At 71.4% G+C, this 22,046-nt stretch carries 25 protein-coding genes; 15 read left to right on the forward strand and 10 right to left on the reverse strand.

The window, feature by feature from the left end; translation table 11 throughout:
* Positions 1–18 precede the first annotated feature (18 nt).
* The 3 genes from AB0P41_RS32420 to AB0P41_RS32430 all read right to left on the reverse strand — a co-directional run bounded on the left by AB0P41_RS32420 (position 19) and on the right by AB0P41_RS32430 (position 2,020).
* Positions 19–147: a morphogenic membrane protein MmpB gene (locus tag AB0P41_RS32420; RefSeq protein ID WP_099174806.1), complete on the reverse strand. Its 129-nt coding sequence runs from the start codon at positions 145–147 to the stop codon at positions 19–21.
* A 70-nt stretch (positions 148–217) separates the two neighbouring features.
* Complete coding sequence (locus tag AB0P41_RS32425; protein WP_356712939.1) at positions 218–424, reverse strand: acyl-CoA carboxylase epsilon subunit; 207 nt, start codon at positions 422–424, stop codon at positions 218–220.
* Positions 425–439: 15 nt separating this feature from the next.
* On the reverse strand, positions 440–2,020 hold the full coding sequence (locus AB0P41_RS32430; protein ID WP_365935682.1) for an acyl-CoA carboxylase subunit beta: 1,581 nt from the start codon (positions 2,018–2,020) through the stop codon (positions 440–442).
* A 168-nt stretch (positions 2,021–2,188) separates the two neighbouring features.
* On the opposite strand from AB0P41_RS32430, the gene AB0P41_RS32435 reads away from it, so the two are divergent.
* The 5 genes from AB0P41_RS32435 (at position 2,189) to hutH (ending at position 8,397) form a co-directional block, all read left to right on the forward strand.
* Complete coding sequence (locus AB0P41_RS32435) at positions 2,189–3,058, forward strand: biotin--[acetyl-CoA-carboxylase] ligase (protein WP_356712943.1); 870 nt, start codon at positions 2,189–2,191, stop codon at positions 3,056–3,058.
* Between the two features lie 152 nt (positions 3,059–3,210).
* Complete coding sequence (locus tag AB0P41_RS32440) at positions 3,211–4,401, forward strand: adenylate/guanylate cyclase domain-containing protein (RefSeq protein ID WP_356712945.1); 1,191 nt, start codon at positions 3,211–3,213, stop codon at positions 4,399–4,401.
* A 78-nt stretch (positions 4,402–4,479) separates the two neighbouring features.
* A complete protein-coding gene (locus tag AB0P41_RS32445; protein WP_365935684.1) occupies positions 4,480–5,292 on the forward strand; it encodes an enoyl-CoA hydratase-related protein in 813 nt (270 codons plus the stop codon).
* 94 nt (positions 5,293–5,386) lie between these two features.
* The gene (locus tag AB0P41_RS32450) at positions 5,387–6,559 is read left to right on the forward strand and encodes a GGDEF domain-containing protein (RefSeq protein WP_356712949.1); all 1,173 of its coding nucleotides are present in this window, start codon (positions 5,387–5,389) and stop codon (positions 6,557–6,559) included.
* A gap of 251 nt (positions 6,560–6,810) precedes the next feature.
* Complete coding sequence (gene hutH, locus AB0P41_RS32455) at positions 6,811–8,397, forward strand: histidine ammonia-lyase (protein ID WP_356712951.1); 1,587 nt, start codon at positions 6,811–6,813, stop codon at positions 8,395–8,397.
* Between the two features lie 55 nt (positions 8,398–8,452).
* Here hutH and AB0P41_RS32460 read toward each other — a convergent pair whose 3' ends face one another.
* Entirely contained in the window at positions 8,453–8,752 is a 300-nt protein-coding gene (locus AB0P41_RS32460; protein ID WP_356712953.1) for a hypothetical protein, read from the reverse strand.
* A 108-nt stretch (positions 8,753–8,860) separates the two neighbouring features.
* Between AB0P41_RS32460 and AB0P41_RS32465 the strand changes: the two genes are divergently transcribed.
* The 7 genes from AB0P41_RS32465 (at position 8,861) to AB0P41_RS32495 (ending at position 15,358) form a co-directional block, all read left to right on the forward strand.
* Positions 8,861–9,262, forward strand: coding sequence for a hypothetical protein (locus AB0P41_RS32465; protein ID WP_365935686.1), 402 nt, complete (start codon positions 8,861–8,863; stop codon positions 9,260–9,262).
* A 181-nt stretch (positions 9,263–9,443) separates the two neighbouring features.
* Entirely contained in the window at positions 9,444–10,709 is a 1,266-nt protein-coding gene (locus AB0P41_RS32470) for an Ig-like domain-containing protein (protein WP_356712955.1), read from the forward strand.
* A gap of 169 nt (positions 10,710–10,878) precedes the next feature.
* The gene (locus tag AB0P41_RS32475) at positions 10,879–12,345 is read left to right on the forward strand and encodes an ABC transporter permease (RefSeq protein WP_365935688.1); all 1,467 of its coding nucleotides are present in this window, start codon (positions 10,879–10,881) and stop codon (positions 12,343–12,345) included.
* 38 nt (positions 12,346–12,383) lie between these two features.
* Positions 12,384–13,067: an ABC transporter ATP-binding protein gene (locus tag AB0P41_RS32480; protein ID WP_365935690.1), complete on the forward strand. Its 684-nt coding sequence runs from the start codon at positions 12,384–12,386 to the stop codon at positions 13,065–13,067.
* 294 nt (positions 13,068–13,361) lie between these two features.
* Positions 13,362–14,741, forward strand: a complete 1,380-nt coding sequence (gene gdhA / locus AB0P41_RS32485) for an NADP-specific glutamate dehydrogenase (RefSeq protein WP_356712961.1) — start codon at positions 13,362–13,364, stop codon at positions 14,739–14,741.
* A 90-nt stretch (positions 14,742–14,831) separates the two neighbouring features.
* On the forward strand, positions 14,832–15,092 hold the full coding sequence (locus tag AB0P41_RS32490) for a type II toxin-antitoxin system prevent-host-death family antitoxin (RefSeq protein ID WP_365935692.1): 261 nt from the start codon (positions 14,832–14,834) through the stop codon (positions 15,090–15,092).
* Positions 15,089–15,358: a type II toxin-antitoxin system RelE/ParE family toxin gene (locus AB0P41_RS32495; protein WP_365935694.1), complete on the forward strand. Its 270-nt coding sequence runs from the start codon at positions 15,089–15,091 to the stop codon at positions 15,356–15,358. The genes AB0P41_RS32490 and AB0P41_RS32495 overlap by 4 nt, the downstream gene beginning before the upstream one ends.
* A 21-nt stretch (positions 15,359–15,379) precedes the next feature.
* Here AB0P41_RS32495 and AB0P41_RS32500 read toward each other — a convergent pair whose 3' ends face one another.
* Positions 15,380–15,763, reverse strand: coding sequence for a YrdB family protein (locus AB0P41_RS32500; RefSeq protein WP_365935696.1), 384 nt, complete (start codon positions 15,761–15,763; stop codon positions 15,380–15,382).
* 137 nt (positions 15,764–15,900) lie between these two features.
* Between AB0P41_RS32500 and AB0P41_RS32505 the strand changes: the two genes are divergently transcribed.
* Complete coding sequence (locus tag AB0P41_RS32505) at positions 15,901–16,257, forward strand: helix-turn-helix transcriptional regulator (RefSeq protein WP_356712965.1); 357 nt, start codon at positions 15,901–15,903, stop codon at positions 16,255–16,257.
* Positions 16,258–16,376: 119 nt separating this feature from the next.
* Here AB0P41_RS32505 and msrA read toward each other — a convergent pair whose 3' ends face one another.
* From msrA to AB0P41_RS32520, 3 genes are all read right to left on the reverse strand, one after another.
* Positions 16,377–17,087, reverse strand: coding sequence for a peptide-methionine (S)-S-oxide reductase MsrA (gene msrA, locus AB0P41_RS32510; RefSeq protein WP_356712967.1), 711 nt, complete (start codon positions 17,085–17,087; stop codon positions 16,377–16,379).
* A gap of 68 nt (positions 17,088–17,155) precedes the next feature.
* A complete protein-coding gene (locus tag AB0P41_RS32515) occupies positions 17,156–17,314 on the reverse strand; it encodes a hypothetical protein (protein ID WP_365935697.1) in 159 nt (52 codons plus the stop codon).
* A 40-nt stretch (positions 17,315–17,354) separates the two neighbouring features.
* A complete protein-coding gene (locus tag AB0P41_RS32520) occupies positions 17,355–18,458 on the reverse strand; it encodes a hypothetical protein (protein WP_356712971.1) in 1,104 nt (367 codons plus the stop codon).
* 79 nt (positions 18,459–18,537) lie between these two features.
* On the opposite strand from AB0P41_RS32520, the gene AB0P41_RS32525 reads away from it, so the two are divergent.
* Entirely contained in the window at positions 18,538–19,683 is a 1,146-nt protein-coding gene (locus AB0P41_RS32525) for a cystathionine gamma-synthase (protein ID WP_356712973.1), read from the forward strand.
* A gap of 63 nt (positions 19,684–19,746) precedes the next feature.
* On the opposite strand, the gene AB0P41_RS32530 is transcribed toward AB0P41_RS32525, so the two are convergent.
* Both AB0P41_RS32530 and AB0P41_RS32535 read right to left on the reverse strand, forming a co-directional pair.
* Positions 19,747–19,938 carry a DUF1059 domain-containing protein gene (locus tag AB0P41_RS32530; RefSeq protein WP_356712974.1) on the reverse strand — a complete coding sequence of 64 codons (192 nt, stop codon included), beginning with the start codon at positions 19,936–19,938 and terminating at the stop codon, positions 19,747–19,749.
* 80 nt (positions 19,939–20,018) lie between these two features.
* Positions 20,019–20,549 (reverse strand): MarR family transcriptional regulator, encoded by a 531-nt coding sequence (locus tag AB0P41_RS32535; protein ID WP_356712976.1) that lies wholly within the window; start codon positions 20,547–20,549, stop codon positions 20,019–20,021.
* Positions 20,550–20,707: 158 nt separating this feature from the next.
* Here AB0P41_RS32535 and ilvA point away from each other — a divergent pair, with 158 nt between their 5' ends.
* The gene (gene ilvA / locus AB0P41_RS32540) at positions 20,708–21,937 is read left to right on the forward strand and encodes a threonine ammonia-lyase (RefSeq protein WP_356712978.1); all 1,230 of its coding nucleotides are present in this window, start codon (positions 20,708–20,710) and stop codon (positions 21,935–21,937) included.
* The last annotated feature ends 109 nt before the right edge of the window (positions 21,938–22,046 follow it).

Here is a 22,046-nt window from a genome sequence, read left to right on the forward strand (position 1 = left end):
GTAGGCGGGCCGCAGAGCTCAGCGGGTGCCCAGGACGAACATCGCCACGACCATGGCCAGCGCCAGCAGCAGCCCCGCACGGCGCATCATGTCCTGGGCGTCGCGCAGTTCCTTCGGCGGCTTGTTCTCGGGGTCGGACCACAGCATGCCTTCGATGGTGCTCCGGAGACGGCTGCGGCGCCTGAGTACGCGTACTCAAGCGCCGCCCGGCCCGCTCTCAGGAGGGCCAGTACGTCCGTGCCCAGGACCGGGGCCCCGGCCGGAGCGCGCCCCGGCGTGCGATCCGCCCCGGGTCCGACCACTGCTCGGGCGGCAGCGGGGCGCCGGACGGCACGTCGGTCACCGCCGCGGCGCGCGCCCGCACCACCGCGAGGGCGGCGGCGAGCTCCTCCGGGGTCGGATTGCCCCGTACGACCTTGATCATGGTGCCTCCCGGTGGCTAGAGGGGGATGTTGCCGTGCTTCTTCGGCGGCAGCGACTCGCGCTTCGTACGGAGCTGGCGCAGGCCCTTCACGAGGTGCGCCCGGGTGTCGGACGGCATGATCACGGCGTCGACGTAGCCGCGCTCGGCCGCGACGTACGGGTTGAGGAGCGCGTCCTCGTAGTCGGCCATCAGCTCGGCGCGGGTGGCGTCGGGGTCCTCGGCTGCGGCGATGGTGCGGCGGTGCAGGATGTTCACCGCGCCCTGTGCGCCCATCACCGCGATCTGCGCGGTCGGCCAGGCCAGATTCAGGTCGGCGCCCAGGTGCTTGGAGCCCATGACGTCGTACGCCCCGCCGAACGCCTTGCGCGTGATCACCGTGATCAGCGGGACGGTCGCCTCCGCGTACGCGTAGATCAGCTTGGCGCCGCGCCGGATGATGCCGCCGTACTCCTGGTCGACGCCCGGCAGGAAGCCGGGCACGTCGACGAAGGTGAGGACCGGCACGTTGAACGCGTCGCACGTACGGACGAAGCGCGCGGCCTTCTCGCTCGCGTCGATGTCCAGACAGCCGGCGAACTGCATCGGCTGGTTGGCGACGATGCCGACCGGGTAGCCCTCGACGCGGCCGAAACCGGTGATGATGTTCGGCGCGAACAGGGCCTGCGTCTCCAGGAACTCCCCGTCGTCGAGCACGTGCTCGATCGCGGTGTGCATGTCGTACGGCTGGTTCGCCGAGTCCGGGATGAGGCTGTCGAGCTCGCGGTCCTCGTCCGTCGTCTCCAGATCGGCCTCCTCCGGGAAGGCCGGGGCCTCGGAGAGGTTGTTCGACGGGAGGTAGGACAGCAGGGACTTGACGTACTCGATGGCGTCCTTCTCGTCGCCCGCCATGTGGTGGGCCACGCCGGACGTGGTGTTGTGCGTGCGGGCGCCGCCCAGCTCCTCGAAGCCGACGTCCTCACCGGTGACGGTCTTGATGACGTCAGGACCCGTGATGAACATGTGCGAGGTCTGGTCGACCATGACCGTGAAGTCGGTGATCGCGGGGGAGTAGACCGCGCCGCCCGCGCACGGCCCGACGATCAGGGAGATCTGCGGGACGACACCCGAGGCGTGGACGTTGCGGCGGAAGATCTCGGCGAAGAGTCCCAGGGCGGCCACCCCCTCCTGGATGCGGGCGCCGCCACCGTCGTTGATGCCGATGACCGGGCAGCCGGTCTTCATCGCGAAGTCCATGACCTTGACGATCTTCTCGCCGTAGACCTCGCCGAGCGATCCGCCGAAAATGGTGAAGTCCTGCGAGTACACGCAGACGGGGCGGCCGTCGACCGTGCCGTAACCGGTGACGACGCCGTCCCCGTAAGGGCGGTTCTTCTCGATGCCGAAATTGGTGGACCGGTGCCGTGCGAACTCGTCGAGCTCCACGAAGGAATTTTCGTCGAGCAGGAGATCGACACGCTCCCGGGCGGTCAACTTGCCCTTCGCGTGCTGCTTTTCGACCGCACGGGCGGAACCTGCGTGCGTGGCCTCTTCGATACGGCGCTGCAGGTCCGCGATCTTGCCCGCGGTGGTGTGGATGTCGCTCTGCGGCTCGGACATCGGGTGGCGGCTCCCTGCCTGGTCACGGGGACGGCTGGTACATCTGCTGCAGCCGGTGACGTGCTCGACGGCTACCTGCTCGTCGGCGGGTCCTGGCTACTGACCCGTAGCGTATCGGCGCGGATACGGTTCAGCAGTGCGTCGTTGGCCACACCTAATGTGGGTTGCATGACTCCTCCCGATGCGCCGCACAACCGCTGGTCGGACCTCGACCGGCCGCCCCTGAACGCCACGGCGCTCCGCCGGGGGCTGCTGAAGCCCGGCGGTCTGTGGACCTCGCTCGACATCGTCGAGGCCACCGGATCCACCAACACCGACCTCGCGGCACGGGCCGCCGAGGGCGGTCTGGCCGAAGGCGCGGTGCTGGTCGCGGAGGAGCAGACCGCGGGCCGCGGGCGCCTCGACCGCAGCTGGTCGGCCCCGCCCCGCTCCGGCCTCTTCCTGTCCGTCCACCTGGTCCCCGGAGACGTACCCGTCGAACGGTGGGGATGGCTGCCGCTGCTGACCGGCGTCGCGGCCGCCACGGGTCTCGCGCAGGCGGCGGGCGTGGACATGGCGCTGAAATGGCCCAACGACCTCCTGGTGACGATCGGGGACACGGAACGCAAGACCGGCGGCATCCTCGCCGAGCGCGCCGGGGACGGGGTCGTGATCGGCATCGGCCTCAACGTGTCGCTGCGCGCCGCCGAGCTGCCCGCCCCGCACGCCGGCTCGCTGGCGCTCGCCGGAGCCGTCTCCACCGACCGCGAGACCCTGCTCAGGGCCGTCCTGCGGTCACTGGAAGAGTGGTACGGCCGATGGCGCGACGCGAACGGCGACGCGTCGGAGAGCGGGCTCCAGGCGGCCTACGCGGCGGGCTGCGCCACGCTGGACCGGACCGTGCGGGCGGAGCTGCCCGGCGACCGGTCCCTCGTCGGTGAGGCCGTCGCGATCGACGGTGACGGACGGCTCGTGCTGGCCACGGCCGACGGACTGCAGGAACCCGTGTCGGCCGGAGACATCGTCCACCTGCGCGGGGAGGAGGGCGGTCTCACCTGATCCCGCGCCCCGCACATACGGGTGATGTCACGTATGACGGAGCCGGAACCGCGCCACCACGGACGTGAGCCAGGGCACACCTGCCGTATCGTTGAGGCGATCCAGCGACAGATCGGCAGGGCAGTGCGCAGGGAACGGGCAGGAGGCGGCCGGTGACCGTCGACGACACGAACTCCGACGACGGCGCGGGGCCCTCGTCGGGACCGTCCGTCCACTCGACACCGCATCACGAGGTCGATCACACGGCCGAACCGACGGACGATCCGCTCGCCATCCGGCTGGAGGCCCTGATCCTTGGGGCCGACCGCCGCTACACGCCGTTCCAGGCGGCCAGGACGGCCGGGGTCTCCATGGACCTGGCGTCCCGGTTCTGGCGGGCGATGGGCTTCGCGGACATCGGGCAGGCCAAGGCGCTGACCGAGGCCGACGTCCTGGCGCTGCGGCGCCTGGCCGGCCTCGTCGAGGCCGGGCTGCTCAGCGAGCCGATGGCGATCCAGGTGGCCCGGTCGACCGGGCAGACCACCGCACGGCTCGCGGAGTGGCAGATCGACTCGTTCCTGGCGGGGCTGACCGAGCCCCCCGAGCCCGGTATGACCCGCACCGAGGTCACGTATCCGCTGATCGAGCTGCTCCTGCCCGAGCTGCAGGAGTTCCTGGTCTACGTGTGGCGGCGCCAGCTCGCCGCCGCCACGGGACGGGTCGTGCAGACCGGGGACGACGAGGAGATGGTCGACCGGCGGCTCGCCGTGGGCTTCGCCGACCTCGTCGGCTTCACCCGGCTGACCCGGCGGCTGGAGGAGGAGGAGCTCGGCGAGCTGGTCGAGGCCTTCGAGACCACCTCGGCCGACCTGGTCGCCGCGCACGGCGGGCGGCTCATCAAGACCCTGGGTGACGAGGTCCTCTTCGCGGCGGACGACGCGGGCACGGCGGGCGAGATAGCGCTCCGGCTGGTCGAGGCGATGGGCCAGGACACCACGATGCCCTCGCTGCGGGTCGGCATCGCGTTCGGCACGGTGACCACGCGCATGGGCGACGTGTTCGGTACGACGGTGAACCTCGCCAGCCGGCTCACGTCGATAGCGCCGAAGGACGCGGTGCTGGTCGACGGCGCCTTCGCCGCGGAGCTGATCAGGAACGGCGACGCACCCGCCTCCGAGGCCGAGGAGGCCGCCGCCGCGGCCGAGCGGGCACGGCTGGCGGAGAAGGAGGACCGCCGCCCGGACGAGGAGCCACCGTCGCCGGCGTACCGCTTCGGGCTGCAGCCGATGTGGCAGCGGCCGGTCCGCGGTCTCGGCGTGGTGGAGCCGTGGCTGCTGGCCCGGCGGGGCAAGGCGTCGACCTGACGCGAACGGGCGGGCCCCGCCCGTTCCGGACGAGACCCTAGGATCCCGGTAACGCTCGTTAACCGGAGGGGTGCAGGCATGGGTGTCACGTCGGAGCAGAGGTTCGGGGAGTTCGTCGTCGTACGGCGGCACGAGGGCCAGGAGCACGTCGCGGAGCTGGTGCTCGACCGGCCCGAGGCCATGAACGCGGTGAGCACGGCGATGGCCAGGTCCGTCGCCGAGGCATGTGCCGCGCTCGGCGCCGATCAGGGGGTGCGGGCGACCGTGCTCACGTCCAGCCACGACCGGGCCTTCTGCGTGGGCGCGGACCTCAAGGAGCGGAACTCCTTCACCGACGCCGAGCTCGTGCGGCAGCGGCCCACGGCCAGGGCCGCCTACACCGGCGTGCTGGAGCTCCCGATGCCGGTCGTCGCCGCCGTGCACGGCTACGCCCTCGGCGGCGGCTTCGAGCTCGCGCTGGCCTGCGACGTGATCGTGGCCGACCGCACGGCCGTGGTCGGGCTGCCCGAGGTGTCCGTCGGCGTCATCCCGGGCGGCGGCGGCACACAGCTGCTGCCCCGCCGGGTCGGCGCGGCGCGCGCCGCCGAGCTGGTCTTCTCCGCCCGGCGGGTGGAGGCCGACGAGGCGCGTGAGCTGGGCCTGGTCGACGAGCTGGTCGAGGCCGGCAGGGACCGCGAGGAGGCGCTGGCACTCGGCGGCCGGATCGCGGCGAACTCCCCGGTGGGGCTCCGGGCGGCCAAGCGGGCCCTGCGGCTGGGGCAGGGGCTCGACCTTCGGGCCGGGCTCGAGGTGGAGGACGCCGCCTGGCGTTCCGTGGCCTTCTCCGGCGACCGGGCCGAGGGTGTCGCCGCGTTCAACGAGAAGCGGAAGCCCAGCTGGCCCGGAGAGTGATCCGCGAGTGGGCCGGGGAGATCCGGGGAGCGATCTGAAGATCATCAGCGCCGCCGACTGATCAAATCATCGCATTTCTACCTAAGCTGGGGCGATGGGCGATGATGCGCGGCTGCGCGCCGTGGTTGCGCTGGCACAGACGATGGCGGCGGCCTGCACCCCGCGCGAGTCCTGGCACGCCGCGGCGGTGGGGGCGTGCGAGGCGCTGGCCGGCAGTTTCGCCGCCCTCTCCGTGTGGGAGCGGGAGCAGGGCAGGCTGCGGGTGCTGGTCAACGCCGGGGAGCGTGCCGAGGGGGAGGAGGAGTTCCCCGAGGCGGAGGCCTACCCCGTGCACCAGTTCCCGGAGATCACCGAGTTCCTGCACGAGCGCTGGGCCGGCGGCGGCGAGCCCGACGCCTGGGTGGAGACCGCCGACGGCGCCCCGGCCGTCGGTACGCCGACCCAGTCGAACGCCAGTGCCCGCCCGTACTGTCACCATCGGGTCGCCGCGCTGCGCCGGCGCGGGCGGGGCTGCTGCGTGGTGGCGCCGATCGTGCTGCACGGGCGGGCCTGGGGGGAGCTGTATGTGGCCCGTCCGGCGGGGGCCCCGGTCTTCGGCCGGGAAGACGCGGACTTCGCGACCGTGCTGGCCGCCGTCGTCGCCGCGGGCATCGCGCAGACCGAGCGGCTGGAGGAGGTCCGCAAGCTGGCCTTCACCGACCCGCTGACCGGCCTCGCCAACCGCAGGGCCGTCGATCTCCGTCTGGACGAGGCGGTGGACCTGCACCGCACCGAGGGGGCCGTGGTCAGTCTGGTCGTGTGCGATCTGAACGGCCTCAAGGCGGTCAACGACACGCACGGCCACGCGGTCGGCGACCGCCTGCTGGAACGTTTCGGCTCCGTGCTCTCGCTCTGCGGCGCCATGCTCCCGGGCGCCCTCGCCGCGCGCCTGGGCGGGGACGAGTTCTGCCTGCTCGCCGTGGGTCCCGAGGCGGACGACGTGGTCCGGGTCTCCGAGGAGCTCTGCGCGCGGGCCGTGTCCCTGGAGCTGGGGGACGGGGTCGCCTGCGGGGTCGCGTCCACCGGTGACGACATCGGCCCGGTCCCGTCCGCGCGCCGGCTCTTCCGGCTGGCGGACGCCGCCCAGTACCGGGCGAAGGCCGCGCACTCCCGGCGGCCGGTGGTCGCCGGGCGCGACGGTGACGTGATCCGGCTCGCCGACTCCCCGCCCAGGCCGCCCCACGACCGCCGCAGGCTCCGCGGCAGTCCGCCCGGCGGTGACGCCTAGGGCCCCTCGTTCGGAATATGCCGGGCTCGCGCGCGCTGGCACCGCACCTCGCGGCGTTGTCGTCACTCTTCCCCAGGCTCTGGGCTTCTCCCCCCGCTCTCGGCTTCGCTCGAGCGGGATCCACGGCACCGGGCCCCGCTCCCTGATCCGGCCTGATCCAATCGAAAGACCCCAGGCCACGGCTGAGGCGTAAGGGGTCAACCGCACTACCACTGGTGACATGACGGGTTTCAGTCCGTACGCTTCTGAATATGGATATGCATACAGTCGTGGTGGGGACATCCGGAACGACCGCCGAGGACGTCGTCGCCGTGGCCCGTCAGGGCGCCCGGGTCGAACTCTCCGCAGCCGCCGTCGAGGCGCTCTCCGCCGCACGGGAGATCGTCGACGCCCTCGCCGCCAAGCCCGAGCCGGTCTACGGCGTCTCCACCGGCTTCGGGGCCCTGGCCAGCAGGCACATCAGCCCGGACCTCCGGGCCCAGCTGCAGCGCAACATCGTCCGCTCGCACGCGGCGGGCATGGGCCCCCACGTCGAGCGCGAGGTCGTCCGCGCCCTGATGTTCCTGCGGCTGAAGACGCTCGCCTCCGGCCACACCGGCGTACGCCCCGAGGTCGCGCAGACCATGGCCGACGTGCTCAACGCGGGCATCACCCCCGTCGTCCACGAATACGGCTCGCTCGGCTGCTCCGGCGACCTCGCCCCGCTCTCGCACTGCGCCCTGACCCTCATGGGGGAAGGCGACGCGGAGGGCCCGGACGGCGTCGTACGCCCCGCCGGCGAGCTCCTCGCGGCGCACGGCATCACCCCCGTCGAGCTGCGCGAGAAGGAGGGCCTCGCCCTCCTCAACGGCACCGACGGCATGCTCGGCATGCTCGTGATGGCCCTGGCGGACCTGAAGAACCTCTACACCAGCGCGGACATCACCGCAGCGCTCTCCCTGGAGGCGCTCCTCGGCACCGACCGGGTCCTCGCCCCCGAGCTGCACGCGATCCGCCCGCACCCCGGCCAGGGCGTGTCCGCCGACAACATGCTGCGGGTGCTCGCCGGGTCGGGCCTCACCGGTCACCATCAGGACGACGCCCCGAGGGTCCAGGACGCCTACTCCGTGCGCTGCGCCCCCCAGGTCAACGGCGCCGGGCGCGACACCCTCACGCACGGGGCGCTCGTCGCCGACCGCGAGCTGGCCTCCGCAGTCGACAACCCGGTGGTGCTTCCTGGGGGCACCTCCCGCTCGGGCGGAGCCGAGAGTGGGGGAGGTCGGGTCGAGTCGAACGGGAACTTCCACGGCGCCCCCGTCGCGTACGTCCTCGACTTCCTGGCCATCGTCGCCGCCGACCTCGGGTCGATCACCGAGCGCCGCACGGACCGGCTGCTGGACAAGAACCGCTCGCACGGCCTCCCGCCGTTCCTCGCCGACGACGCCGGGGTGGACTCGGGGCTGATGATCGCCCAGTACACGCAGGCCGCCCTGGTCAGCGAGCTGAAGCGGCTCGCCGTGCCCGCGTCCGTCGACTCGATCCCGTCCTCCGCGATGCAGGAGGACCACGTCTCCATGGGCTGGTCGGCCGCCCGGAAGCTCCGTACCGCCGTCACCGGGCTCGCGAGGATCGTGGCCGTCGAGCTGTACGCCGCCACGCGCGCCGTGGAGCTGCGTGCCGCCGAGGGGCTGACCCCCGCACCCGCCTCACAGGCCGTCGTCGCGGCACTGCGCGCCGCCGGTGTCCAGGGCCCGGGCCCCGACCGCTTCCTCGCCCCGGACCTGGCCGCCGCCGACACCTTCGTACGGGAGGGGAAGCTGGTCGCGGCCGTCGAGGCGGTGACCGGGCCGCTGGCCTGAGCGCGTACGCGTGAGGGCTGCCGCGCCCCGCGGGGCGCGGCAGCCCTCACGTGGCTCAGAAGCCGGTGGAGCCCCGGCGCACCGAGTAACCGACGAACCCCGCGCCGACGCACAGCGAGGCCGTCCCGCCGATCAGGTACGGAGTCGTGTCGACACCCGCCCCGGTGTCGGCGAGCGTGTCCCCGGAGGCGAACTCCGCCGTGGCGGAGGCCTGCCGGGTCCCGGCGGACGAGCCGGCGGAACCGCCCTGTGTGCCTGCCTCACCGCTCGCGTTGGCGGAGGGGACGAACCAGAGAGCACAGAGCAGGGTGCCTGCCGCTGTGGTGGTCAGCAGCGTGCGACGAGCGATGGACACAGAATCGATCCCCTTGCGACAGCCATCAGTTAGCCCCGTGGGCCGATGCTAAGCAAAGCAGCGGGTCGGTGGAAACCCACAGGTCCCGGGAGCCTTACGCTCCGGCGTATGAGCACTTCGGAGACACCCTCATTTGTTCGGCTTCGCGTGGAGATGGTGCTGGAGGTCAGCGACGCGGACGCTTTGACCGGTACCGCCCTGGAGAGCATCGCCGCGGATTTCACCGCATCCGGGGCGTCCGCCGACGAGTCCGCAGAGGAACGCACGCATGCCGAGGAGACGGTCCGGGAAGACGCAGCGGAAGCCCTCGCCTCGCTGATCGACCCGTTCGATCTGGTCAGCCAGGTGCCCGGGGTCGAGCTCGCCCAGGCCTCCTGGAGCAGCGAGACGATCGACTACGACCCCGACGCCGAGGACTGGGCCGCCGGAGAGGACGGGGACGAGGCGTACTACGGGATCGAGGACAATGAGACGGACGACGAAGAAGGCGGCGGCACCACGGAACGCTGACGCCCGCGGAGCACTCCTCAAAGGTGGCGGGAACCGCCGTGGCCCCGGGTGCGTCGATGAGTGGTGTTCCCCACATCCGCGGCGGATGTGGAACGGAAGACCCGGTCACGGTGTTCTAGCAACATTGACGGGGAATCGCCGTCGGGCGACCTTGTCCGGGGATCTTGGGGAATCGGCAACGATGGAGAAGCGTGTGATGACGGACAGCAAGCGGCGCAGGGGCCTCATGGCCGCGTCCGCACTGCTCGGCGGCGTTCTGGTGCTTTCTGCCTGCAGCGACGACGGCGGTACGAACTCGGGCGCGAGCGCCGACAGCTCGAAGAAGTCACAGGCACAGGTGGACGAGGCGGCGGCCAAGGACGCCTCCGAAGCACAGATAACGATCGCGCCGAAGAACGGTGCGACGAACGCGAGCATCAACAACGCCGCGATGGTCACCGTCGCCAAGGGCAAGCTGACCGAGGTCACCATGACCTCGGCGGAGGGCGACGCCGTCGAGGGCACCCTCGCGGCCGACGGCTCCAGCTGGAAGCCCGCCGGCCAGCTCGAGCGCTCGACGACGTACAAGATCAGTGCGACCGCGGCGGACTCCAAGGACCGTGAGGCGCACGCCAACAGCTCCTTCACGACCGTCTCGCCCGAGAACAGCTTCATCGGCAACTTCACCCCCGAGGACGGTTCCACCGTCGGTGTGGGCATGCCGGTCTCGATCAACTTCAACAAGGCGATCACCAACAAGAAGGCCGTCCAGGACGGCATCAAGGTGACGTCGAGCAGCGGCCAGGAAGTCGTCGGCCACTGGTTCAACAACCAGCGCCTGGACCTGCGCCCCGAGGACTACTGGCAGGGCGGTTCCACCGTCACGCTGAAGCTGGCGCTGGACGGCGTCGAGGGCGCCGACGGTGTCGTGGGCGTGCAGCAGAAGACGGTCACCTTCAAGGTCGGCCGCAACCAGGTCTCCACCGTGGACGCCAAGGCGCACACCATGACCGTCACCCGGGACGGCAAGACGATCAAGACCATCCCGATCTCCGCCGGCTCCCCGGAGAACCCGACGTACAACGGCCAGATGGTGATCTCCGAGAAGTACAAGGAGACCCGCATGGACGGTTCGACGGTCGGGTTCACGGACGACGACGGCAAGGGCGAGTACGACATCAAGGACGTCCCGCACGCCATGCGGCTGTCCACGTCGGGCACCTTCATCCACGGCAACTACTGGGGCAAGGGCATCTTCGGCAGCGCCAACACCAGCCACGGCTGTGTCGGTCTGGCCGACGCCAAGGGCGCCGACGACCCCAACACGGCCGGTGCCTGGTTCTACAACAACTCCATGATCGGCGACGTGGTCGTGGTCAAGAACTCCCCGGACAAGACCATCGCTCCCGACAACGGTCTCAACGGCTGGAACATGAGCTGGTCGGAGTGGACGGCGAACGCCGCCTGATCTCCTGACCGCGCCTCTTCCCCTCCGAAGGCGGCGGCACCCGGATCCTTCCGGGCGCCGCCGCCTTCGGCGTGTGCGGGCCCGGAGGCATATGTGCGCCGGCAGTGTTCTCATCCTGCTCTCATCGCGTACTTAACTCCTCATCACGCCCGCTCCATACCTTCGCGCCATGTTCTTCACCTACCTCCGGCGCGAACTGCGCCGCCGCAGAAAGGCGGCGCTCGTCGTCGCCTCGGGGCTCGCCCTCGGCATTGCGCTGGTCATCGTCGTCAGTTCGGTCTCCTCGGGCATGAGCAAGGCCCAGGACAAGGTCCTCGAATCGCTGTACGGCCTGGGCACGGACATGACGGTGACCAAGGCCGCCGCCGCCCAGGGGTCCGGGGGCACCGAGCGGCCCAGGTTCAACTTCGACGCCAAGGAGGACGAGGACGCCACCCAGAGCACGGACCGCGTCATGGTCCAGGGCTTCCAGACGCTGGCCTCCAGCACCGTCGGGAAGGTCGGCGAGCAGAAGGGTGTCGCGGACGCCGTCGGCGGGCTGAGCCTCTCGGTCATGAAGGTCGACGGCCAGTTCAAGCGCGGCGAGTTCAAGCAGGACGAGAGCGCGGGCGAGGGCGGCGGACCCGCCGGCGGCCAGGGCGGCGGCGGTCAGCCGCAGGGTGAGGTCCAGGGCGGAGGGGCATCCTTCGACGTCAACTCCTTCACCGTGTACGGCACCGACGTCACCCAGCAGAACCTCGGCCCGCTGACCTCCTCCAAGATCACCGAGGGCCGTACGTTCAAGGCCGCCGAGACCGACGCCAAGGTCGCGGTGGTCGACTCCGCCTACGCCGAGGAGAAGGAGCTCGCGGTCGACAAGACCGTCACCATCTCCGGCACGAAGTACACGATCGTGGGCATCTCCACCGCGGACAGCGGTGACGCGGCCGCCAACGTCTACATCCCGCTGAAGCAGGCGCAGACCGTCTCCGAATCCGAGGACAAGGTCACCACGGTCTACGTCCGGGCCTCGGACTCGCAGCAGATCGACACCGTCAAGGCCGCCATCCAGAAGAACATCTCCGGCACGACGGTCACCACCTCCGCCGACCTCGCCGACACGGTGTCCGGCTCCCTCTCCACCGCCTCCGACCTGGCCGCCGGCGTCGGCAAGTGGCTCTCCGTCGCGGTCCTGATCGCCGCCTTCCTCGTCGCGGGTCTGCTGACCTCCTCCGCGGTCAGCCGGCGCGTGCGGGAGTTCGGCACCCTCAAGGCCCTCGGCTGGAAGAGCGGGCGCGTCACCCGCCAGGTCATCGGCGAAGCCCTCGTCAACGGCCTGATGGGCGGGGTGCTCGGTATCGCCGTCGGCGTCGCCGGCGCCTACGCCGTGACCGCCGTCAGCCCCACCCTCAGTGCCCAGCTCGGCTCCACCGGTGGCGGAGGCGGCATGGGCGGCGGCGGCCCGATGGGCGGGGGCGGCCCCGGGCGTCAGACCGCGTCCAAGACCCTGGACATCGCGCTGACCGCGCCCGTCTCGCTCACCACGATCCTCGTGGCCGTCGCCCTGGCGGTGGCGGGCGGACTGATCGCCGGCGCCTTCGGCGGCTGGCGCGCCTCCCGGCTGCGGCCGGCCGACGCCCTGCGCCGCGTCGCGTAACTCCCCCTTCCGAAAGTACGTACAGCAGGAGTCCACACGTGTACCAGCTCAAGGGCGTCACCAAGCGCTACATGCGCGGCAAGAACCCCGTCGACGCGCTCGCCGGTGTCGATCTGACCATCGAGGACGGGGGAAGACTCGTCATCCAGGGCCCGACCGGCGGAGGGAAGTCGACCCTCCTGCAGATGCTCGGCGGGCTCGACCGGCCCACCTCCGGCACCGTCGAGCTCGACGGTGTCGACCTGGCCAGGCTCCCCGAGTCCCGGCTCACCAAGGTCCGGGCCGAGTCCATCGGATTCGTCTTCCAGAGCTTCAACCTGATCCCGACGCTCACCGCACAGGAGAACGTCGAGACCGCCCTCGTCCCCCTCGGTCTCGGAGCGAAGACCCGTCGCGAACGCGCCGCCGAAGCTCTGGAGTCGGTGGGCCTCGGTGACCGGCCCACCCATCTTCCGAGCGAGATGTCCGGCGGTCAGCAGCAGCGCGTCGCGATCGCCAGGGCCCTGGTGAAGCGGCCCAAGGTGCTGCTCGCCGACGAACCGACCGGCAACCTCGACGAATCCATGCGCGACGAGATCATGGACCTGCTCGACGGGCTGTGGAAGGGACACGGACTGACCTTCGTGATGGTCACCCACGACAGCTCCCTCGCCCGCAAGGCGCCCCGGGTGGCGACCATCCGCAAGGGAAAGGTCACCGTGACGGAGAACGCCACGGCCTGATCCGCGGCCGCGCGGACCTCACGGCCACCCCCCTCCGGCTGTGAGGTTCGCCACCCGTACGGCCCCGCGACGCGGGCGCCGTACGGGCCCTCCGCCCTTGCGGGAGCGGGGTGTACAGGTACGGAAGCGCCCCTACCGGGACGAACCGCCGTGGCCACTATGTGGATGTCGCCGGGGCGGTGCGGGGCCGCGCTGCGAGACTTGCCGGGTGCAACGGCTCCCACGGGCCGGTGGCGCCTCCGGGGACAGGGAGCGCCGACGCGCAAGAGCCCACCCACGGAAGGTCTTGATCAGATGCCGGCCAGCTCCGACTCCCTCACCCCGCGCACCGCCGAGAACCGGATCATCGAGCCGCTCTACGCGGAGATCCTGCGGCGCAACCAGGGCGAGGGCGAGTTCCACCAGGCGGTGCGCGAGGTCCTCGAAACCCTGGGCCCCGTGCTGGCGAAGCGACCGGAGTTCGTCGACGCCCGCATCATCGAGCGTGTCTGCGAGCCCGAACGGCAGCTCATCTTCCGGGTGCCGTGGTCGGACGACGCCGGCGACATCCACGTCAACCGCGGCTTCCGCGTGGAGTTCTCCAGCTCGCTCGGCCCGTACAAGGGCGGCCTGCGCTTCCACCCCTCCGTCAACCTCGGCATCGTGAAGTTCCTCGGCTTCGAGCAGATCTTCAAGAACGCCCTCACCGGCATGCCGATCGGCGGCGGCAAGGGCGGCGCCGACTTCGACCCCAAGGGCCGGTCCGACGCCGAGGTCATGCGCTTCTGCCAGTCGTTCATGACCGAACTCCACCGCCACCTGGGCGAGTACACCGACGTCCCCGCCGGTGACATCGGCGTCGGCGGACGCGAGATCGGTTACCTCTTCGGCCAGTACAAGCGGATCACCAACCGCTACGAGTCCGGCGTGCTCACCGGGAAGGGCCTCGGCTGGGGAGGCGCCCAGGCACGTACCGAGGCCACCGGCTACGGCTGCGTCCTGTTCACCGCCGAGATGCTGCGCGTGCGCGGCGAGTCCCTCGAAGGCCAGCGCATCGCGGTGTCCGGCTCCGGCAACGTGGCCATCTACGCCATCGAGAAGGCCCAGCAGCTCGGCGCGACCGTCGTGACCTGCTCCGACTCGGGCGGCTACGTCGTGGACGAGAAGGGCATCGACCTCGCGCTGCTCAAGGAGATCAAGGAGGACGGCCGCGGCCGCATCTCCGAGTACGCCGAGCGGCGCGGCGACCACGTCCGCTACGTCGCCGGCACGGGCGTCTGGAGCGTCCCGGTGGACGTGGCCCTGCCCTGCGCCACCCAGAACGAACTCCACGAGGCCGACGCGCTCGCCCTCGTACGCAACGGGGTCAAGGCGGTCGCCGAGGGCGCCAACATGCCCACCACCCCCGACGCCGTCCGTGTCTTCCAGGAAGCGGGCGTGGCCTTCGCCCCCGGCAAGGCGGCCAACGCCGGCGGAGTGGCCACCAGCGCCCTGGAGATGCAGCAGAACGCCTCACGCGACTCCTGGACCTTCTCCCACACCGAGGAGCGCCTGGCGGAGATCATGCGCCACATCCACGACTCCTGCCACACGACGGCCGAGAAGTACGGCAGCCCGGGCAACTACGTGGTGGGCGCGAACATCGCGGGCTTCGAGCTCGTCGCGGACGCGATGCTGGCGCAGGGCCTGATCTGACCCTGCCGGCTCGCAGGGGGCCCGGGGGCGCGAGCCCCGGGCCCCGCGAAGACGGGCGGAGTGTACGCACCCATGTGTACACTTTTTCGTATGGCTGACACCGTGACCGTACGTGAGGCTCGTACCCATCTGGCCGAGGTCATCGACAGGGCCGAGGCCGGGCAGACCACCGTCGTGACCCGCAACGGCAGGCGGGTCGCCGCACTCGTGCCCATAGAGGTACTCGACGCACTGGATGCGGCGGCCGACGAGCTGGCCGCGCGCGAAGCCGAGGCACACCGTCAGGACCCGACGGTCGGCATGGCCGAACTCCTCGCGGACCTGTTCGAGGGCGGAGACCCGGCCGCGTGAAGTACGCCTTTCGTTTCACCGCTCACGCCCAGCGTCAGCTCCGCTCGATCGACCGGCAGGACGCCCTCCGTATCCTCACGGCCATCACGCCGCTCGGGGACGACCCGTGGCGGGAGGACGCGGACGTGAAGAAGCTGACAGGTCATGACGGCCTGTATCGCGTGCGCGCGGGTGACTTCCGTGTGGTGTACGAGGTCCAGGGCGAGGTCCTGGTCATTCTCGTCGTCCACCTCGGCCACAGGAGCGACGTGTACCGCCGGTTCTGACGGCGGAACGGCGCATGGGCGTCACCGCCGCCGGAAGTACTCCGCGCAGCCCGTGTTCGCCACCAGCACCACGGCGAGGACGACGGCCGCCACCGGGTGGCCCGTCCCGTACACGGCCACCGCACCCCCGCCGAGCACCACCGTCTTCGCCGCCAGCACGCCCGCGAGTGGCAGCGGGAAGCGGGCGCGGGGCGCGGCGAACAGGCCCCACAGCACGACGGCCGCCCCCGGTACGCCGACCCCCAGGGCCACCGACGCAGCCATGCCCTCCGGAGCCGTGAATCCCCACCAGGCGAGAGCGCCGATCGCGACGACTTCGAGCACGAACGCGAGCACCTCGTTCGCGGCGACCCAGGGCCGGCCGCGCAGGGCGGTGAGATGTCTGTGGTCTTCGTTCGCCGTCATCGGTTCCGGGCTCCTCTTCTGCGGACGTCCCGTCAGCATGCCGGTCCGCAGTCGACTTCGTTCTGCCTTCAGCAGATCCGCCCGGCGCGGAAGGCTTTCCCCTCCCGTGCCGGGCACACCGCTCCTAGGCTGGGGCGATGAGCAGCCACGCGCCGAACCACGCCCGCGTCGTCCCCCTGCGTCCCGCTCCCGCCGCCAAGGAGCCCCTGTGGCGGGACGTCGTGGGTGACGTCCTGCGCCGCGAGCGCACCGCCCAGGAGCGGACGCTGAAGGACGTGGCCGAGGACGCCCGGATCTCCGTGCCGTACCTCTCCGAGATCGAGCGCGGCCGCAAGGAGGCCTCCTCCGAGGTCCTCGCGGCGGCGGCCCGCTCGCTCGGGCTCGGGCTGGCCGACGTGCTGTCCCTGGCCCAGCGGGAGCTGGCCGGGCCCGTCCGGCACAGCCGGACCGCGCCCGCCCGGACCTCCATGGGCGAGGTGCGGCTGGCCGCCTGAACCGGCGGCACGGACCTCGGGCCGTGGAGGAGCGGGGGAGTGCCCCCCCCTGCCGGGCCCCCGCGAGGGACCGCTCGGTGATCTCCGTGGGGGTCACACAGCGGCGCCTCGTCGGACGGTCACTCCGTGGCGCTCGGCGCCGGGGCGATGCCCGTCGGGCAGGCGCGGCCCCAGTTGGTCTCCGATGGGGACTCCAGGGTGGCGCCCGTCCCGCCGATGCCGCAGTAGCCGTCGGGGTTCTTGTCGAGGTACTGCTGGTGGTACGCCTCGGCCGGCCAGAAGGTCCGGCCCTCCGCCGGGAGGATCTCCGTGGTGATCTGCTTGAAACCGGCGCCCGTGAGCACCTGCTGGTAGGCGTCCCGGGACGCCTCCGCGGCCTCCGCCTGCTCGGGGGAGTGGGTGTAGAGGGCCGAGCGGTACTGCGTACCCACGTCGTTGCCCTGGCGGAAGCCCTGGGTCGGGTTGTGGGACTCCCAGAAGAGCTTCAGCAGATCCGCGTAGCTCACGACCTTCGGGTCGAAGACGACCCGCACGGCCTCCGTGTGGCCGGTCAGCCCCGAGCAGGTCTCCTCGTACGACGGGTTCTCGGTGTAGCCGCCCTGGTAGCCGACGAGCGTCGTCCAGACGCCCTCCGTCTGCCAGAACTTGCGCTCGGCGCCCCAGAAACAGCCCAGCGCGAAGTCGGCGACCTCCAGGCCCTGCGGGTACGGGCCGGTCAGCGGGTTGCCGAGGACCGTGTGGCGGGACGGCACCGTGAATTCGGGGGTGGGGCGACCGCGCAGGGCCTCCTCCGGGGTGGGGAGCTGCGGGGTGCGGTGGGTCAGGAACATGCGGGGGCTCCTCCGGGGTCGTGGTTCGCTCGGTACAACGCCGCGGGGGCGCCGTGGATTCCGCGGTGTCAGGCCGCGGGGGACCGGGGCTCGCGGCGTTCGTCACCGTCCCGGCCACGGGGGGCCGGGTCCTCGTACGAGGCCATGTACGCGGCCGTCTTCTTGCGCGCCCGCAGCCAGAACCAGATGGCGAGGGCTATCAGGATCAGCGGGATCAGTCGTGCCATGGGTGTGCCGGTCCAATCCGGAGGGGGCGGGTGTGCCGGTTCAGTGGAGCAGCGTCGCGGGGCTGCCCCCGTTCGCCTCGTACCCCGCGACGGCCAGGGCCCGGTAGACGGTGTACTCGGCGGCCGGGTCCGGGTTCTGGGTCCAGGGCAGCGCGCCCACGTGGCCGTCGATGTGGACGAGTTGGTGCATCGCCTCCGACCAGCGTTCCATCCGGACCAGGAAAAGGACCAGCAGATGCCGGACGTGGGCGAGCATCGGGTCGTCCGCGCGTGCCGAGTGCACCGCGAACATCGCGCCCTCGACCGCCTTGGTCACGACGAGGCCGCGGTAGAAGCCCTGCACCAGATTGACCTCGGGGAGGTGTTCGTACACCGCGAACAGCGGCAGCGCGGCGAGCAGCGAGCCCTGCGGGGCGCGGGCGGCGGCCGTCGTCGCGAAGCGGTCGGCCTCCTCGCGGGAGCCGTGCCACTTCTCGCACCAGAAGTGCAGGGCCGCGATGTGGGCGCCCATGTGCGCCGGGGCACGGTCGATGATCTTCACCCAGAGCTGGTCGAACTGCTCGTGGGAGTAGCCCAGTCCACGCGCCACGGCCAGTTCCACGATGTACGGGACGGGGTCGCCCGGGGCGAGCAGGGCCGCCTCGCCGCAGACCGTACGGGCCTCCTCCAGGATGATCCGGAAGTCGTCCGTGCCCACGGTGCCGGTGCGCCACGCCTGCTGCACCAGGAACTCCGCGTGCACCGCCGCGGCCCCCGCGTCCTTCGGGGCCTCGGCCCGCCACGCCCTGAGCCACGCCCCTCCGGCACCGGGCCGCTGGGCCAGCTCCAGGGAGGCCGCACCGGCGAACGCCTGGACCCGCTGCCAGCGGATCTCGCTCTCCTTGGGCGTACCCGCCAGCAGCTGGGAGGCGGCCCGCCAGCTCCCGGTTCCCTGGACGACGTCGAGGACGTCCAGGAGGTCCTGGTCGGGGCCCGGCATCCGGATGTCCAGCTCCTCCTGGCGTGCGAAGCCGTACGTGTCCGGGTCGGCGGCGTCGGGCGAACCGGGCGCCACCTGGCGGATACCGCCGCGGCGGCGCAGCATCATCGGGCCGACGACGGCCACGAGCATGCACAGGGCGAGCAGGAACCAGAGAATCTCCATGCGGCCCATTGTCCCCGGACGGGTAACCCGGCGGCGAGTGGCCTGTAACTCCCCTCCCGACGAACTACGCTCGGGCCCCATGAGCGACCAGCACAGCTTCGAGACCCTTGCGATCCACGCCGGCAACACGGCGGATCCCCTCACCGGCGCCGTGGTCCCGCCGATCTACCAGGTGTCCACGTACAAGCAGGACGGCGTCGGCGGACTGCGCGGCGGCTACGAGTACAGCCGCAGTGCCAATCCCACCCGCACGGCGCTGGAGGAGAACCTGGCGGCGCTGGAGGGCGGCCGGCGCGGCCTGGCCTTCGCGTCGGGCCTCGCCGCGGAGGACTGCCTCCTGCGTACGCTGCTGACCCCCGGCGACCACGTGGTCATCCCGAACGACGCCTACGGCGGCACCTTCCGGCTGTTCGCGAAGGTCGCCTCGCGCTGGGGCGTGGAGTTCTCGGTCGCCGACACCTCGGACGTGACCGCGGTGCGGGCGGCGCTCACCCCGCGTACGAAGGCGATCTGGGTGGAGACGCCCTCGAACCCGCTGCTCGGCATCACCGACATCGCGGCCGTCGCCGGGGTGGCCCGGCAGGCCGGCGTCCGGCTGGTCGTCGACAACACCTTCGCGAGCCCGTACCTCCAGCAGCCGCTCTCGCTCGGCGCCGACGTCGTGGTGCACTCCACCACGAAGTACATGGGCGGCCACTCGGACGTCGTCGGCGGCGCGCTCGTCACCGGCGACCCGGAGCTGGCCGAGGAACTGGCGTACCACCAGAACGCGATGGGCGCGGTGGCCGGGCCGTTCGACGCGTGGCTGGTGCTGCGGGGCATCAAGACGCTCGCGGTCCGCATGGACCGTCACGACGAGAACGCCACCAAGGTCGCCGACCTGCTGACCCGGCACCCGAAGGTGACGCAGGTCCTCTACCCGGGGCTGCCGGAGCACCCGGGCCACGAGGTCGCCGCCAAGCAGATGAAGGCGTTCGGCGGGATGGTGTCGTTCCGCGTCACCGGCGGTGAGGAGGCGGCGGTCGAGGTCTGCAACCGCGCGAAGCTCTTCACGCTCGGTGAGTCGCTGGGCGGTGTGGAGTCGCTGATCGAGCACCCGGGCCGGATGACGCACGCGTCCACCGCCGGCTCGCTGCTGGAGGTGCCGGCCGACCTGGTCCGGCTGTCCGTCGGCATCGAGAACGCCGACGACCTGCTGGCCGACCTGACGCAGGCCCTCGGCTGACAGCCGTGACCTTCCGGCGGCCGGGACAGCCGGTCCCCGCCGCCGGACGGCGTGAACCGACGGTCAGACAGCGGCCTTCTCGTCCTCCAGGGATGCCCGGATCTGCTCGCGCATCTCCGGGCCGTCCGTGTGCTCGTGGACCGAGACGGCGTGCTCGGCGGCTGCGCGGACGACTTCGTCCTCCTCACCGGAAATGGTGAGTGTGCAGTTCGAGACGCTCGGATACTTACGGCAGTCGGCGACCTTGCGTGTCATGGCGGGCCTCCTCGACTCGCGAGTGCAGGCACTTCCAGCGTAGATCCGACGGCGCGGACGGACCGGCCGGGAGAGCGCGGTCAGCCTTCCTGCGCCGGCTGGCTCGCCACCTGCCTGGCCGCCAGCGAGCCGTTGAACCGGGTCAGCAGGGCGCAGAAAACGTCGCGCTCCTCCTCGGTCCAGCCGTCGGTCACCTGGGACATCAGCTCACGCCGTGAGGCGCGGACCTCCTCCAGACGGGACTGGCCGCGCGGCGACAGCTGCAGCACGACGGCGCGCCCGTCCTCGGGGTGCGAGGTGCGCTTGACCAGTCCGGTGTCGACGAGCGGCGCGACCTGCCGGGTCACGGTCGAGGAGTCGATCCCCATGCCCGCGGCGAGCGCCTTGACGCCCATGGGGCCTTCCACGTCGAGCCGGTTGAGCAGCAGGTAGGCCGCCCGGTCCATCGAGTTGCGGACCTGGCCGACACCGCCGAGGCGGGTCTGCTCGGCACGGCGGGCGAAGACGGCCACCTGGTGCTGGAGAGAGTCGAGCAGGTGGTCCGTTCCCGGTTGTCCGGGGGTCGCGCCCCCGGAGGGAGACGCAGCAGTCGTCATGTCCTGAGGGGGCATGGCCGGGGGCTCTCTTCGTGCGAGTGTCGGATGGGTGGGGGACAGAGTACGCGGCCACGGGGCAACGTGTACCAGCGCTGCACAAACCTGTGGACACCACCGCAGGCCGCCATGAGATGCGACGGCTTCGACCGCTCCGAGCTGCAAGACTTGCTGTCATGACCTTCCGTACGTCAGGACCCTTTCCTCCGCTGATCCTCGACGACGTCCGAGGGGCGCAGAAGATGCTGTCCGGGGTCGCCAGAACCACCGGGATGGAGGGCAGCCGCCATCTCACCTCACTCGTCGGGGCGCCGGTCCACCTCAAGTGCGAGAACCTGCAGCGCACCGGGTCGTTCAAACTGCGTGGCGCGTACGTGCGGATCGCGGGGCTCAGCCCCGTCGAGCGGGCGGCCGGAGTGGTGGCCGCGAGTGCCGGAAACCATGCGCAGGGTGTCGCACTCGCCTCTTCGCTGCTCGGCGTACGCTCCACGGTCTTCATGCCGGTCGGCGCGCCCCTGCCGAAGGTCGCCGCGACCCGGGAGTACGGCGCGGAGGTCCGGCTGCACGGCCATGTCGTCGACGAGACGCTCGCCGCCGCCCAGGAGTACGCCGAGGAGACCGGGGCCGTCTTCATCCACCCCTTCGACCACCCGGACATCATCGCGGGGCAGGGCACCGTGGGCCTGGAGATCCTCGAACAGTGCCCCGAGGTCCGCACGATCGTCGTCGGTGTCGGCGGGGGCGGGCTCGCCGCGGGCATCGCGGTCGCGGTGAAGGCGCTGCGCCCCGACGTCCGTGTCGTCGGCGTCCAGGCGGCGGGCGCGGCCGCCTTCCCGCCCTCGCTGTCCGCCGGGCATCCGGTGGCGCTCGGCTCGGTGCAGACCATGGCCGACGGGATCAAGGTGGGACGCCCCGGCGATCTCACGTTCCCGCTGGTCCAGGAGCTGGTGGACGAGGTCCGCACGGTCTCCGAGGACGAGCTCTCCAGCGCGCTGCTGTTGTGCCTGGAGCGGGCCAAGATGGTCGTCGAGCCCGCCGGCGCGAGCCCCGTCGCGGCGCTGCTGAGCGATCCGGAGTCGTTCCGCGGGCCCGTCGTCGCCGTGCTGTCCGGCGGCAACGTCGACCCCCTGCTGATGCAGCGCATCCTGACGCACGGCATGGTCGCGGCGGGCCGCTACCTCAGCCTGCGGCTGCGGCTCACCGACCGGCCGGGCGCGCTGGCCGCGATGCTCGCCACGCTGTCCGTCGCCGACGCGAACGTGCTCGACATCAGCCACGTACGGACCGATCCCCGGCTCGGGCTGACCGAGGCGGAGGTGGAACTCCACCTGGAGACCAAGGGCCCGGAGCACTGCGAGGAGGTCGCCTCCGCGCTGCGCACCGCGGGTTACCTGGTGCAGACCTGAGTTCCCGTAAACCTGTTGTCGGTCGCGATATATCGCGATACCGTGCATCGCCGAACAATCCGGTGTTCCCGGCCCGGAGAGACCGGGAACTTTACGATCCGCTCAGGAA

Source organism: Streptomyces sp. NPDC079167 (assembly GCF_040686735.1).
GTDB lineage: Bacteria > Actinomycetota > Actinomycetes > Streptomycetales > Streptomycetaceae > Streptomyces.